This window comes from Pseudophaeobacter flagellatus (assembly GCF_021228235.1).
Lineage (GTDB): Bacteria > Pseudomonadota > Alphaproteobacteria > Rhodobacterales > Rhodobacteraceae > Pseudophaeobacter > Pseudophaeobacter flagellatus.
The window spans coordinates 21,634-37,402 of the sequence record NZ_JAJQRG010000005.1; the positions used below are offsets into that span (position 1 = coordinate 21,634).

The 15,769-nt window shown below is 62.2% G+C and carries 6 protein-coding genes; 1 reads left to right on the top strand and 5 read right to left on the bottom strand.

The genetic code is table 11. The annotated features are described in order from the left end of the window. Positions 1-3: 3 nt before the first annotated feature. From LRK71_RS10980 to LRK71_RS11000, 5 genes are all read right to left on the bottom strand, one after another. On the bottom strand, positions 4-690 hold the full coding sequence (locus LRK71_RS10980) for a 4'-phosphopantetheinyl transferase family protein (protein ID WP_232403498.1): 687 nt from the start codon (positions 688-690) through the stop codon (positions 4-6). Then, positions 687-5,417 (bottom strand): MupA/Atu3671 family FMN-dependent luciferase-like monooxygenase, encoded by a 4,731-nt coding sequence (locus LRK71_RS10985; protein WP_232403500.1) that lies wholly within the window; start codon positions 5,415-5,417, stop codon positions 687-689. The genes LRK71_RS10980 and LRK71_RS10985 overlap by 4 nt, the downstream gene beginning before the upstream one ends. Next, complete coding sequence (locus tag LRK71_RS10990; RefSeq protein WP_232403502.1) at positions 5,414-6,427, bottom strand: glycosyltransferase family 2 protein; 1,014 nt, start codon at positions 6,425-6,427, stop codon at positions 5,414-5,416. The genes LRK71_RS10985 and LRK71_RS10990 overlap by 4 nt, the downstream gene beginning before the upstream one ends. Continuing rightward, complete coding sequence (locus LRK71_RS10995) at positions 6,424-12,972, bottom strand: type I polyketide synthase (protein WP_232403515.1); 6,549 nt, start codon at positions 12,970-12,972, stop codon at positions 6,424-6,426. Before LRK71_RS10995 ends, LRK71_RS10990 begins: the two co-directional genes overlap by 4 nt. 304 nt (positions 12,973-13,276) lie before the next feature. Continuing rightward, complete coding sequence (locus tag LRK71_RS11000) at positions 13,277-14,740, bottom strand: hypothetical protein (RefSeq protein WP_232403516.1); 1,464 nt, start codon at positions 14,738-14,740, stop codon at positions 13,277-13,279. Positions 14,741-15,009: 269 nt separating this feature from the next. On the opposite strand from LRK71_RS11000, the gene LRK71_RS11005 reads away from it, so the two are divergent. After that, complete coding sequence (locus LRK71_RS11005; RefSeq protein ID WP_269751714.1) at positions 15,010-15,765, top strand: WecB/TagA/CpsF family glycosyltransferase; 756 nt, start codon at positions 15,010-15,012, stop codon at positions 15,763-15,765. Positions 15,766-15,769 lie beyond the last annotated feature (4 nt).

Genomic DNA, 15,769 nt, shown 5'->3' on the forward strand with positions numbered 1-15,769 from the left:
GGCTCAACCTCGCAATTCTGCTGTGGTGACAATCAGCCCGGCACCAATGGCAAAGCCCCCGGTGATGCGGTCGCCACAGTGAAACGGCGGCTGATCCGCGCAAAAACGGGCCGAGAAGCGCTGGCGCTCCGGGTCGATATCCAGTTCCATCCCGTCAAACCCATAGTAACGGGCACTGACGGAAAACTGGCATTTATAGGCTGCTTCCTTCGCGGAAAAAATCACCTTGGCCATCTGACCGGGGTTGGCCTGGCGGCGCAGCCAGCTCTGTTCCTGGGGGGAACAGATGGCGGGCCACAGATCATCGGCTAGCGGCTTGTTCTCTTCAACGTCAATGCCAAGCCCGCGGATCGCGCCTGCGCGCGCCACCACGGCCATGGCGCAACTGCGGGTATGGGTGATCGATCCCACCAGCCCGGTGGGCCAGATGGGCGCACGGTTTTTGCCAACGCGGATGGGCTGAACCTGCAGTCCCAGTTGCGCCATCGCCTGATGCGCTGCCGCCCGTCCGGCAGCAAATTCATTTCGACGCTTGGCCACGGCGTTGGGGGACAGGCCTGCGGCCTCGGCGCTTAAGGGGGCGGGTGGATTGGCCAATGGATCCGACAGCCCCAAGGCAATGTCATCGCCAAAGAGCGGCCGCACCAGGGTCAGCCGCTCTTGGTTTTGTGGTGCAATCGCTGTCGTCATCCGGCCCGTGCTTTGCGGTTTGCCCGCATGGCGCGCCGTTTCGACATGGTGTCTGACTTGGCGGCCTGCGTGGTGTCATCCTGGCCCGGATCATCGGGCTTTGCGCCGCCGCCTGCAAGGCCTTCTATATGGCTGGAAAGACCAGCCAAGGTTGGGAAGCGGAAGATATCGGTGATCGACAGGCTGGGCAGGTCCAGCGCCGTGCGCAGGTCACGGTGTGCTTGCACCGCCAAGAGAGAATGCCCGCCCAAGGCAAAGAAATTATCCTGCGCCGTGATGCCGTTGATCCCCAGAATTCGGGACCAGACCTTGACCACTTCGCGCTGCACCCCGCCTGCCGATGCTTCGTCCGTCTGCCTTGCGCCACTGTCTTGCGCCCCGCCAGTGGCGGCCTGCTGGGTCGATCCTGCCGCTGCGCCAGCCTGGGGCAATCGGCGGGCAGTGCTGGGGACGGGCTGCAGGGTGGCAAGCACCTTGCGGTCGATTTTCTTGTTGGGGGTCAGGGGAAAGGCCTTGAGCGGAATGATATGGGCCGGCACCATGACGGAAGCCAGCTGGCGCGCCAGATCCAGCTTGATTGCGGCGACATCCAGGTCGGCCTGTTCGGCACCGAAGCTGTGCGTCACATAGGCCACCAGCTGCAGATCTCCGCCCTGCGCGCGCGGGACCACGACAGCGCCAGTGACACCGGGCTGATCCGCCAGCGCCGCCTCGATTTCCCCCAGCTCGATCCGCTGGCCGCGCAGTTTGACCTGATGATCGCTACGCCCAAGAAAGGCGAGCTGACCATCGGCCCCCCAGCGCACCAGATCGCCGGTCCGATACAGGGTCTCTTTGGTGAAGGGCAGCTGGACAAAGCGCTCTGCTGTCAGGTCGGGGCGCTGCCAATAGCCGGCGGTGACACCCGCGCCCCCGATATAGAGCTCTCCGGTGGCACCCAGCGGCACCGGGCGCTGGGCAGCGTCCAGCACATAGACGGTGGTATTGACCACCGGCTGTCCAATGCTGGCGATCCCCTTTTGCTGGGTGGTGAGCGTGGTGCTGGTGGACCAGATCGTGGTCTCGGTTGGGCCGTACATATTGTGCATCTGCGCTGGGGTGGCCTCGCGCAGGGCGCTGGTCAGATCACCGGGCAGGGCTTCACCACCCAGCAAAAGATGTTGCAGCCCCGACAGCACTTGGCGGGCCTCATCATCCTGCACCAGCATCCGCGCCATCGAGGGGGTGCATTGCATATGGCTGACACGGTGGCGCATCATCTGGGCGCTGAGAGAGAAGTCATCCGGCGCCAGCTCTTGCGCGCGGTTGGTGCGGTCCAGCACTTCAGCCAGGGGTTTCAACCCTTCCAGAACCACTTCTGGTGCGATGCCATAGTCGATGAGGCAGGCGATTTCGTCGATGCCGATGGCTTTCAATTGTTCGCTGCGCGCCAGCGCGTCTTCTACGGTGCCGAACAGGCCAGAGTCTTCAAAGTAGCGCTCAAAGGCAAAGTCGAGGATTGCCTCCAGCTCATCTTCGCCGAGCATATCCAGCTGCATTTCAAAGGCGTTGTTGACCCCTTTGGGCCGTTTGAAGGCCGGGAAGGCCCAGGCGTATTGCTTGATCAGCCCTGCTGCCGCGCGCAGGTAATCCTTCATCGGTTCGCGGGCAATCCGGCGGGATTCTTCGCGGGTTTCGGCCAGATAGCTGTGCAGCATCAGCGTGACCTTGTAATCGGCCGGGCTGCGACCACTGGCGCGCAGCGCATCGTGATAGATGCGTATTTTGTCGCCCACCTCTTCGATGCTTTGCCCCAAGAGATGGGTCAGCACATGGGCACCGATTTCGCCTGCCTCGCGCCAGGTGTCGGGGTTGCCCGCGGTGGTGACCCAAAGCGGCAGCTCTTTTGACACCGGCCGGGGTTGGGTGATGACACTGTGCAGGGTGCCATCCTGACGCGCAAAACTTACGTTTTCGCCGCGCCAGAGTTTGCGAAGGGTGTCGATGCAGTCATACATTGCAGGTTTGTTGGCGGGTGGGGTATTTTCGGGGCGCAGGACAAAATCATCCGGTTGCCACCCCGATGCAATGCCAAGCCCGGCACGCCCATTGGTAAGGTTATCGATCACCGACCATTCCTCGGCGATACGGGCCGGGTGGTGCAGCGGGGCGACGCAGGACCCCGCCCGCACGCTGATATTCTGCGTGACAGCCGCCACCGCCGCACCGGTCACCGCCGGGTTGGGGTAGGGGCCGCCAAAGGCGTGGAAATGCCGTTCAGGTGTCCAGACCGCGTTGAAACCATGGGTGTCGGCAAATTTGGCACCTTCCAGCAGCAGGTGGTATTTGCGCGGTCCCGGCCCATCGTCGTTGCCCCAGTAGAATAGGTTGAAATCCATCCGTCGATGGGAAATCGCCACGCGCCCCCGGGATAGCTCAAGTCGGCTTTCATCGCTGGACAGCACCAGTTTGAAGCCGCGCGACAGGGTCCAGAACAATTCAAGCACCGAAATGTCGAACGACAGCGAGGTCACCGCCAGCCAGGTGTCACCGGCCTTGTGGGGGATACGCGCATCCATGGCGGCAAAGAAATTTGCCACATTGTCATGGCGCACCTTGACGCCCTTGGGCAGGCCGGTCGACCCAGAAGTATAGATCAGATAGGCCAGATCGTTGCCGCTGGCGGTGCTGGTGGTGTTTTCTGCATGTTCGCCCTGGGGCTGGGCATCCAGCACCAGGATCTCTGCCTGGCTATCGGGCAGATCCGCGCGCAGGGCCTGCTGCGTCAGAACCACGCTGGCTTGGCTATCGTTCAGGAAATGGGCGATGCGGTCGCGCGGGTAGGCTGGGTCCAGCGGCACATAGGCCGCCCCAGCCTTCAGCACTGCAAGGCTGGCCACCAGCAGATCGACAGAGCGCTTTATATAGATGCCCACATGGCTGCCGGGCTGCACGCCCATCTGTTGCAGCCGTGCCGCCAGCGCATTGGCGCGGGCGTTCAGGACGGCGTAGCTCAGGCTTTGGTCTTCAAAGACCAGCGCTGTTGCGCCAGGGCTGCGCGCCACCTGGGCCTCAAAGGCGGCCTGGATGGTGGGGGCTGCCCCATGCCCATGTACTGCCCCTGCAGCCGGATCTGCATTGCACTGGTTCCAGTCTTCCAGCAGCAGCCTGCGCTCGGCCTCGGGCAGGGCGGTCAGCTCCGACAGGGCGCGGTCGGGGTGCATCTGGGTGACCTCAAGCAGGTGCTGCAACCGCGCGGCGAGCAGCTCTGCGGTTTTGGCATCCACCTGGGCATCATCCACATGCAGGACCAGCCCGCCCTGATACAGCGACACACTAGCGGCGCAGCCGGGCAGTGCTGCATCCCGGTCCAGTGTCAACCCGATGGCAGGCTGCACCAGCGGCGCAAGTTCGGGGGCGCGGGCCACCAAATCGCGGGCAAAGCCGCCAGAGTTCTGCGCGCGTTCCAGTCTGGGTTTGATGTGATCAATCAGGGCATTGGCCGAAAGGTCACGCCGGGCCTGTAGCGGCACCCAGGCAGAGAGAGCCTGTCCGATCAGCGGCACCGCCGCGTCTGGGGTGGATAGGGCTATATCTGCCTGATCCTCACCAGTGCCCAGCAGGGCCCAGGCCAGGATCGCGGCCAGGATTTGATCTTGGCTCATGCCCTGCGGTAGGGTCACGGCTTGGCGGCTTAGGCTGGTCTTCCCTGTGGTCTGCCTAGTTGGTTGGGCCAGCGGCAGGGGGACAGGTTGCAGGTCTTGCAGGGCGGCGCGCCAGGGCAGATCCGCCTTATGGGCGCGCGCCAATGCCGCCTCCAACTCCTGCGTGTCTTTATCCGTCCAGCTTGGCAGCTCTGCGCCGGTGGTGAATAGGGTGGGCAGATCGACAGGCGCGCCCTCCAGGCTGGTGACATCTGTGAGCAAAACAGCCCCGTCAGAGGTGGCTACCGTGACTGCGCCCCCGGTGACGGCAAGCACGGTTCCCGCAGGTGGGATTTCCTGGGCCGACGGATCCACCGCAGAGATTTTTCCAACCCGCAAGATCTGATCGTCAAGGCGCAGCTTGGCGCAGCTCAGCGGATTCCAATAGGCGCCAAAATCAAGGCCGCGCACCAGGTGGCACAGGGTTGTCGAAGGCTGGGAAAAGGCCAGCAGCCCACCTGCCGCCGGGCGCTGGTCGCGGGCAAAATAGCGCCGTTGCGACAGATCCTGCGGCTGACGCTTCAGCGCATTTTGCGCTAGCTGTTCCAGAACCTCGCCAAAGCTGTCTATTGCGGCGGCATAGCATTTGGAGTTGAGGCTAAAGGCGGTATCATCGGCGTCGATCTCGAACAGGCGCTGGGCCAGAATATCGCCCTCATCAATGCCGCCTTCCATCATATGCCAGGTGATCCCGTGCTGGGTCTCGCCGGTGATCAAGGCCCAGTTGGGAGTGTTCAGCCCGGCCATTTGCGGCAGCGGTCCATCATGAAAATTCACGGCCCCGTGGCGCGCCAGTGCCAGCACCGGATCAGGGATCACTTGCAGGTTGGCAATTGACAGCAGCCAGTCAAACCCACCTGGAACCCTGTCTGCAATCTCGGCGGGGCGGTCCAGCACCACCAGCGATTTTTCCTGCGCCCAGGCGCGGATGTCTCGGTCGGTGGAAACCACCGCAGTGATCTGATGCTCCTGATCCAGCAGCGCCTCGGCACAGCCTACCAACAGCGATTCATTGCCAACTACAACACAGGAAAACGGGGTCATTTTAAATCCTTTGACATTGAAGTGCGCAGGCGCGCTTCCCCCTGTCGTTGAGGGCTGTGGCGCGATGGTACAAGCGCATGGGTAATTAGGTCGCGCAAAAAATGGTCCGGGTCGGCCTGGGGCTTGCCCTGGATCAGGCGGCGCAGCCCGTAGAGGCCACACCCGGTGATTCGCGCCAGGGTGGCCAGGGCGGCATAGGCGCGCCCATGTGATTTGGTGAAGTAGTGACTGCGTGAAAAGAACCAATAGGCTGGGGTGCGGCTCCAGGTCTTCATGCCCGTCGAGGCAGAGCCCAGATGGGCCACCCGGCTGTCCGGCACATAGTGGGTGCGCCAGCCGGCCCGCGCGGCGCGGCGACACAGATCGGTTTCCTCAAAGTACAAAAAGAAGGTCTCGTCAAAGCCGCCGATGTCTTCCAGCACGGGGCGGCGGATCATCAGGCTGGCACCGGCGGTCCAATCGACCTGGGTCTCGGTCGCTGGCATGTCCATGGCGACGACCCAGGGAGCAAGCAGGCGGGTAAAGATCCCTGTGCGCGCGGCCATCTCAAACTCTCCGGCGATTGAGGGAAAGCGAAAGGCGGTGCGATGTGGGGTGCCATCGGTGCCCTGCACAAACGACCCCGCCAGCCCGGCGCCCGGATGCTGGCCCAGAAAATCGCGTAGGGTGGCAATGGTTTCGCCCTGCACAAAGGCATCAGAGTTGAGCAGATAGTAGTAGTCAGGTGCGGTCCCATCCGACAGCCCGGCGGCAAAACCGATGTTCATGCCAGCACCAAAGCCGCCATTGACCAGGGATTGCAGCAACCTGATTTTACTATCGTTGTGCCAGCCGCGTTGCTGAAAGGCATCTTGCAGCGCCTCCCAAGAACCATCGCCAGAGCCATTGTCGATGACCAGCACCTCTCCCGGCAGGTGCTGCATTTCCGCCAGAGCGGCCTCGGCCGCCTGCAGCGTCATCTCGGGCGTGCGGTAGTTCAGAATGATGGTGAGGATGCCGCCGGTGCTCATGCGCGTTTACTCTGTTGGTCATCAAAGGACGCTGCTTGCCCTGAGGCAGGCGCGGTTCGCATGGCAGGGGAACTAGCCGGGGAAGATGGGGTCAGCTGTGGTTTTATGGCGGCCGCTAAGCTGCTGACATTGGGCACCAGAACCATGCTGTCATGATCGCCGGGGACCTCAATTACCTCAAGATTTGGCGCCCAGCGGGTCCAGTCATTGTCGGCAAAGACATATTCGCGTTCACGGCTGACCCAATTGCCGCCCGAGACCGGCCAATGGCGATCCAAAGGCGGACGCAGTAGTGTCAGGGGCCCATCCCAGGCGAGCAGCCTGTAGTTTTCCACTGCCTGACGAAAGGCCTGCTCGATCTTGCGATTGTTAAAGCCGGGTGCCTGTCCGGTTTCCGCTGGCGGCTGGCGGCGTTTGCTAATTTCCCACAGGAGCCGGTTGCGGCCCCATTCAAGCAAATATCCTGTGCCTTTATTTTGCAATTCGCGCAGTTTGATCAGTGCCTTGTCAACAGATTTCAGCGCTGGGCGTACCGGCAGTGGCGTGTCCAGCAGCACCAGGGCGGCGGTTTTCTCGCCGGTGGCCTGCAACTGATGGGCCATTTCATAAGCGGTGATCCCGCCGCCGGAAAAGCCGCCCAGGTAGTAGGGGCCTTCGGGCTGGATCTGTTTGATTTCAGACAGGTAATCGGCGGCGGCTTCTGGGATGGTGGCATGCGGCGTCGCGCTGCCAATCAACCCGCGTGCCTGTAGCCCGTAAACCGGGCGTCCCTGGCGGCCGTTGCTGCCCAGTTCCTGGGCCAGATGGCGCAGGTTTAAAACATTGCCAAACATGCCTGCCACCAGAAACAGCGGGGCGAGATCTGTGCCCGATCCTGGGTGCAACTGGACCAGATGGCTATAGCTGGTTGGCGCGGCGGCGGCGCTTTCCTCGGCTGTGTTGTTGGCTGTGCCCACGCCGCGCTGTATCAGAAGATCCGCCAGCGCGGCGACGGTTGGGGCCTCGAACAGGGTCGACAGGGGCAGCTCTATGTTGAACTGCCGCTTGATCTGGGCAAACAGGCGGACTGCAATCAACGAATGGCCGCCAAGATCAAAGAAGCTGTCGGCCGTGCCAACCTGACCCAGGCCAAGCAGGCTCTGGAACAGGGCGGCCAGTTGCTCTTCCACGGGGGAGGCGGGGGCTTGATATTCGGTGTCGAGATCGGGGCGTTCAAAGCTCTGGCTGCTGTCGCTGGCCTGTTCTTGCGCGGGGCTATCGCTTTGGCGGATCAGGGCGAGCAGGTCCAGCGCTGATATCACGACCTGGGGGCGGCCACTGGTTACGGCGCGCAGCAGTGCTTCGGGGCCTTCACTGGCGCGGATGCCATTGGCAATGGTCAGCTGCAGACGGCGTTCTTCTGCCGAGAGCGGCTGCGCAGCGCCCCCCCCCGCAGCAAGGCCCAGGGCCTCTGCGCTGTGATCGGCGGTGGCTGAGGCCGGGCTGGCCTCAAACCCGCCAGCAAGACGCGTCATTTGGAAGCCAGTGATTTCAACCAGAACTGCCCCATCGGGATTGGTGAGGGTCACATCAAAGCTGGCGCTGTCGGCATCGACTGTTTCCTCGGTAGTCAGTCGTATGTGGCTGTGGATTTCTTCCGGCAGGGGTGCAAAGATGCGCAGGTTGCTATAGGCCATCGGCACCCAAAGATCGGCCCCGTCATAGCCGGGGACCAGCGACAGCGCCCAGCCGGTGGCCAGATCCATCAGGCTGGGGTGCAGCAGGCAGTTGTCGCCCCTTGCGGCCTCGGGCAGATGTAGGCGGGCAAGGCCTTCCTGCGGGCCAAACGCCATCTGTTGCAGCACCTGCCAGCGCGGTCCAAAGGCAAGATGACCATCCTGCGGAGAAGAGAGCACCGCACCTGTTTGTGCCGTTTGCACCGCGCCGCAGCGCTGCTGAATGGCCTTCAGATCCAGAGGGGCTGGCGGTTTGCAGTCCGGCGCAAGGCGGATCTCTGCTTCGCAGTTGAGGGCAAACCCACCGCCGGGCAGGGCGCTATGGGTGGCAAAGGTATAGCCGGTTTCCTCTGCCTGCAGGCGCAGTATTATCGGCTGTGGCGTGGCCGGGGCCACCACCAGTGGGCGCAGGAAATACAGATCGCGGATTTCAAACGGCGCGGTCAGATCCAGCGCCGCCAGGCTTTCTGCGATCCATTCGATATAGCCAGTGCCGGGCACCAGCGCGGTGCCTGCCTGGGTGCGATGTTCGGCCAGCAGCCAGGTGTTCTGGGCGTCAAGTGTCGCGGCAAAAACCGGATTGCCAAAACTGTCATAGCCACCTTCGTCCAACAAGGGCTGGGCGCAGCCCTGACGTGGGCTTGGGCCGGTATCGCCTTGGCGTGCGCTCATTGCTTCATAGGCCATGCCGGTATCGGCCCAGACCCCCCAATCCACCGCAATGACGTGGGTCTTGCTGCCCCGGCGATGGGCGGCATAGGCGTTCAGATAGTCATTGGCGGCAATATAGTCGACCTGCCCGGCGGGCCGGGTCACGATAGAGGAAGAGGAAAACAGCACCAGCAGATCCAGTGAACCATCGGGGAACAGTTCTTCCAGCACCCGCAGGCCGGTGACCTTGGGGGCCAGAACGCGGGCCATCTGCGCCTCTGTCTTGGCCAAGATCGGTCCGTCATCAATCACGCCGGCACCGTGGATCACACCGTTTACAGGGCCAAACTGGCCCTCTACCTGGGTGACAGCGCGGCGCATCTCGACGCTGTTGCAGCTGTCGGCGGCGAGGGGCATAACCGCGCCGCTGCCGATGGTCTCAAGCTCTTGTACCGCACGGATACGCTGCGCCTGGCGGTTGGCGGGGCTGTGGGTGGCCAGGTAGCGGTCCCATTGGTCGCGCGGCGGCAGGCCAGAGCGAGACACTAGCACAACCTTGGCGTCAAAATGCTGCATCAGATGCGCCGCAGTCCGCAGCCCGATGCCGCCGTAACCGCCGGTAATCAGATAGCAGCCGCCCTGTTTGAAGCCGGATGGTGGCGGGGCACCTGCAGCCTCTGCCTGTGTCGGTAGTGTCCCTTGGGGCAGGGGGAGCGGACGCCAGGATTTTTCAAACCGCTTGTCGCCGCGCCAGGCGGCGGTGGTATTGGCGGGCTCTGCCAGAAGTTCTTCCAGCAGACGCGGGGTCAGATCGTCAGGCGCGGCCCCGCGCAGCGTGGCAAGCAGCCCCGGGGACTTGGGCAGTTCGATGTCCACGGTGGCGCAGGTAAAGTTCGGGAATTCGCGCAAAATGGCGCTGGCCGGGCCAGAGATCATGGCCTTTTCCGGATAGGGCAGCGGCTCATCCGTGACCTGTGCCGCACCAGTGGTAAAGAGCGTCAGATGCACCGGCTCTGCCAGATCCAGCGGCCCCAGTTCCTGCGCCAGGGCGGTGAGACCGTGAAACCCCATTTCCAGATTGCGATTAAAGAAGGAGGAACCGGGGCGGAAGTTTTCGCTGTCGGTGACCAGCCAGAAATGTGCTATACGGGTGGGCAGGGTCTCGGCCTCGGCCAGATCGGCAAGCAGCGCATTGTAGCCAAAGCGGCCCTGTTCAGGGGCCAGGATATACTCGCCTCCCCCCAGTTTGGCGTAGGTATCGCCGGGGCGGACCAGATCAACCCGGTGCCCGGCCTGGCGCAGTCGTGCGGCCGCAGCACTGGCAAGCCCGCAGTCATCTGCAAAGATCAGCCAGTTTTGCGGTGCCTCGCCCAGATCGGTATCGATATCCAGGGCGCAATCAGCAAGCCGCGGACGCCAGCAGGGACGATAGCCCCAATCTGCGATATCCGCGGTGCGGGATGGCAGCGGCATCTCTTGCGGGGCGTTGTTGCTGCCGGGTTCAATGAAATAGCGACTACGCTGGAAGACATAGCCGGGCAGGGGCAGGCGATGGCGCTTTGCTTCGCCCCAGATCTGATCCCAGTCGGCCTCGACGCCGCAGGCCCAAAGACGGCCAATGACACCAAAGAAATAGGCATCATCTAGCACTACCTGATCCGGGTGGCGCAGCGCGCTTAGCACTTGATTGGGCAGCACGGCGGGCGACATCTGAGCCAGGGCGCTCAGGGCTTTGCCGGGGCCGACCTCTAGAAAGACGCGGCCCGGTGTGGCGGCAAGCGTGGCGATGCAATCGGCAAACTGCACGGTATTGCGCAGCTGGCTAACCCAGTAGTCGGGATCCTGTGCCTGTTCTGCGGTCAGCCTCTGGCCGGTTCGGTTTGAAATCACTGGCAGTTGCGGCGCAGAGAGCGACAGGCCACGCAGAAAATCACCGTAGTCCTGCAATATACCGTCAAGCATGCGCGAATGGGCGGCGATATCGATCTGGATGCGCTGGAAATCAACCTCTTGCGCCAAAAGCTGTTCGGCCAACCGATCCAGCGCGGCCTGTGGCCCAGACACAGCGGTCAGAGCGGGCGCATTGACGCTGGCAATGTCGAGGTCCTGGCCGATCATGGCCTGCACATCGGCCAGGGGCAGGGCAATCGACAGCATGCCACCCGCCGGAACCGTGTCAAACAGACGCCCGCGCAGCAGTACCAGATCAATGCAGTCTTCAAAGGACAAGACCCCGGCCAGACAGGCGGCGGTGTTTTCCCCCATGGAATGACCAACCAGCGCCGCCGGGCGAATGCCCCAGCTTATCCAGAGCTGCGCCAGCGCATATTCCAGGATCATGATCAGCGGCAATTGTACCGAGGGGCGTTGCAGCTGGGCGTTGGCAGCGGCCTCATCGCCGGGGGTCGGCAGCCAGAGCGCGCGCATGTCATAGTCGATCTGCGGCTGCAGATGATCCAGCCCACGATCCATCCAATCGGCAAAGACTGGCTCTGTCTCATAGAGGTCGCGCGCCATGCCGGCATATTGCGCCCCGCCACCGGGAAAGGAAAAGACCACCTCTGGGGCCTCGCCCAGGCGGTCGTGGCTGAAAACCTGGCGCGGATCACCGTCCCGCAGCGCAGCGGCGGCCTCTTGGGCGGTTTCTGCCACCAGTACCCGGCGTTTGGCAAAGCCGCGCCGCCCCTGTTTCAGGGTATAGGCGACATCAGCCAGATCGACATCCGGGTTGGCCTCCAGATAGCTGGCAAGCGCCTCGGTATTGGCTTCAAGTGCCGCTTTGGACTGGCCCGAAAGGCACAGGACATGAAAGGGGAAATCGCTTTCTTGCGAGACCTCGCGGACTGGCGCTTCCTCCAGAATGGCATGGGCATTGGTGCCGCCCACCCCTAGTGCATTGATCCCGGCGCGGCGTGGCCCCTGCTGCGAGATCCAGGGAGTCAGGCGGTCATTGACCCGGAAGGGAGTATTGTCAAAATCAATTGCCGGGTTTGGTGCCTCGTAGCCCAGTGAGGGCGGAATTTCACGGTGCTTTAACCCCAGTGCGGTCTTGACCAGCCCGGCAATGCCAGCAGCGGTATCAAGATGGCCGATATTGGTCTTGACCGAGCCGATCCGGCAGGGCTGGTTGCCCGCCTGGCCATCGCGAAAGGCTTCGCCAAGGGCCGAGACCTCGATCGGGTCACCCAGATAGGTGCCGGTTCCGTGGCATTCGATGTAGTCGATGCTGGCCGCCGGTATATCCCCCGCCGCAAGCGCCTGCCGGACTGCGCCTGCCTGCCCCCCGACCGAGGGCGCTAGATAGCCAGCCTTGTCGGCGCCGTCGTTGTTGATGGCGCTGGCCTTGATGACGGCCCAGATATGGTCGCCATCGGCCAGGGCATCCTCGATGCGGCGCAGGGCCACCGCCCCGGCGCCTGATCCAAAGACCGTGCCCTGGGCGCGGTGATCAAAGGCGTGGCAGTGACCGTCGGGCGACAGGATCTCGTTTTCTTTATACAAATAACCGTGCCCCTGCGGCATATCGATGGTGACACCGCCGGCCAGGGCCATGCCACATTCGCCGTCGCGCAGCGCCTTGCAAGCGTAGTGCACCGCCACCAGAGAGGTCGAGCAAGCGGTTTGAATATTGACTGACGGCCCTTTCAGATCAAACACATGGCTGACACGCGTGGTCAGGAAATCCTTGTCGTTACCGGTGTGGCGCAACAGGAACATGCCGACTTCGTCCACCAGGCCGGGGTTGGAACAGATATTGAAGTAGAAATAGCTGCCCATGCCGCAGCCAGCATAGACGCCGATGGGCTCGTCCAGGCTTTCGGGGGGGTGGGCAGCATTTTCCATTGCGCTCCAGGCGACCTCAAGAAACTTGCGGTGCTGGGGGTCCAGAATGGCGGCCTCTTTGGGGCTGAAGCCAAAGAACTCGGCGTCAAAATCGGCAAACCCGTCGAGCAGCGCTGCATGCGGCACATAGTTTGGGTCGGCCAGGGTGGTCTGGGACACGCCTGCGGCCTGCAGGGTCTCGGGGCTGAGCGGCACGATGGATTCGATGCCCGTGCGCAGATTATGCCAATAGGCCTCCAGCCCTTCGGCACCGGGCACATTGACCGCCATGCCAACGATGGCGATATCGCCGCTATATTGCGGTGCGTCTGAGATCTGATCTGCGGTCTTTGCCATGAAAAACACGGCCCCTCGTTCTATGCGGCTGTATGGTGGCTACCCTATCCCCTGTCGACGACCCGCCCTGCCGAGAGGCGATGCCGCATCCCCTGGGGAGGGAGCGATGGAGTTCCTGGCTGGGTTCGTCGCAGCGTCTGCGGAAGACGCACAAACGCCGTCCCCCGCAGACGCGCGGCGGTCTCACCCAAGTCTGAAATTGCTTTACCACTGCGGCAAAGTTGTGAAAGCAAGGTGGCCAAATTGGTCGCAAGTGCAATAATAATAAGGCATTCCGTTGTGCCATAAAATGCGTCATTTGCAACTATATCCGGCTGCGTGACCTGGACGATGGCGGCTGCGGCATCAAGATCTGCCTGCCATGGAACAGGGGGCGGCTGCGCGTAAACAGAGTTGGATCGCGCAGGCGTTCTGCATAGCCAAGGATTGATCCGGCACAGAGCCAGGTCATTGGCACCAGCGTATCATTGAGCAGCATATCCACCAAAGTGGCGGCCAGGATCAGCGCGATGGCGGTTGAATAGGGAGAGATATCGCGTCCCCGTCGCCGCCGGATCTCGATCCCCAGCAATAGCAGTGGCGAACAGAGAAGCCCCATTTCCGCGAGATAGCCAAACCAGCCAAAGGTGCCAAAGACCAGGATCCAGTGGCCATCCGGGATCGAGACAATCGCGCCGGTTTCCATATCCCGGATCAGATTGCGCCCCCAACCGCCCCAGCCAAACCAGGGCTTTTCGGCGGCCCGCTCGAGCAATATGGCTTCGTTGTCAAAGCGATAGCCAAGCGATTGCGCCCGCGCCGGGCTGATGGCTTCGGCCTGCGCCAGTATGGCCTCGGTTGGGATGAGCCCGAGATTGCGCAGCATTGGGTAGGTGATGGCGACAGCGGCTAGGGCGAGCGCGACCCGGATCTGCCAGCGCGCCGAGGCCAGTGCCACCAGCGGGACAAAGCTTAGCCCATAGGCCAGCGAAGCAAAGCTCTTGCACAGGAAGAGAACCCAGAACAGATAGAGACTGGCCAGACCAAAGCGCAGTCGCCTAGGCCCCTGGGCGGCGCGGGCCAGCGCGGTGCAGGCCATTAGCGCCGAAAACATGAACAGCGCCAGCCACAGCGGATGCGGCAAGAACACAATGGGACGAAACCCCCCTTGCCGCATGGTCTGGGCAAAATCATGCTGGAAAAACCCATAGACCATGGTGTTTATCTGCGGGCTAATGCGGATTTCCAACAGCGCGGGCAGCGAATAGGCAAGGCCGGCAATGCACAGCGCCAGCAACAGCTCTTTTTGGCTCTCCGGGCTGGACAGGTAGCGCCGCGCCAGCAAGAAAGGCATCAGGACAATCACTTGATTGATCATCACCGAGCCCAGATCGCGCCAGCGCAGCCCTGGGAGCATATCGGTGAGAAAGACAATGGGATCAGATCCGGCGAGTACCTCAAATATGATGGGGTCGCCATTGGTCAGCACCGTAGGCACCACGGCAAAAACAAACAGCACCATCAGCACTCGGGCCAGCGGATGATGCGGCAGCAACGGCACTTTCTTGTGTAGCAGCCCGGCACAGAGAACAAAGGCCATGATTGCGGGAATGGTGAATTTATCCATATCCGGCACCAGCGGCAGATCGAATTCCGCCACCGGTGGCAGCAGAAGATAGCCACCCAGAATGCACCACAGGATCGCGCGCTCCAGTGGTAGGCGGCGAAACAAGACTAGGCTGACCAAAGGCCAGAGTAGCAGCATCAGGTAGGCTAGGGCGTTGGGCATGGTGGCAGGATACTTTTCAATTGCGGCAGAGCAATGTGCATATGGTGGCCAGGATGGGTCAGTTTATTTTCATCGGAGACTAAAAGTTCTGGCCTGATTTGTTGATCTTTAGGGCGCGTAATATCAGGCAAGGTTCTGTATAATATCGTGAAAGGCCAGATTCGGCCAATCTGAAAGAGAGCGGCCGTGCAGCGCAAACTATAAGGTTGCGCAGATCTGGATGACATTGCTCGCTTTGGTTCCAAGAGCGCGCGCCGGGGGGGGAATGTTTGTTTTTTGAGTCTCAGGGCCAGTGTGTCACAGTCAATGTGCCCAGCAAGGCCGCGTTGAAAAACGAAGTTCTCGCGCGTTTCGCAGCGGGAGAGGGCTTTGCCCTGGCGACTGTGAATCTGGACCATCTGGTTAAATTGGCGCAGAGCGAACCCTTCCTGGAGGCCTACCTTGGCCAGGATCTGGTGGTGGCGGATGGGCGCCCCATTGTCTGGCTGTCCCGCTTGGCCAAGCGCGAGGTGGAACTGATGCCGGGATCTGATTTGATACTGCCCCTGTGTCAACTGGCCGCCGCCGCCGGTGTGCCGGTTGCCCTGGTCGGCAGCACCGACAGAGCCTTGCAGGATGCAGCAGACTATTTGGGGGCACAGGTTGCTGGGCTGGACCTGGCCTGGTGTCATGCGCCCTCGGGCGTGTTCGATCCACAGGGGGATGAGGCAAAAGAGATCCTTGAAACCCTGAAGCGCAAGGGCATCCGGCTTTGCTTTTTGGCCCTTGGTGCGCCAAAGCAGGAAAGCTTGGCGCATCGTGGTCGCCAGGTCGCGCCTGCGGTTGGCTTCGCCTCTATCGGGGCAGGGCTTGATTTCTTTGGGGGGCATCAGACCCGCGCGCCGCTTTGGCTGCGAAAAATCGCTATGGAGTGGCTGTGGCGCGCGCTTGGCAGCCCGGCGCGGATGATCCCGCGCTATGCCAAATGTTTTGCCATTCTGCCCGGGCAAATCTGGGCGGCGCTGCGGATTCGCGCGTCGAAGTAGCGCG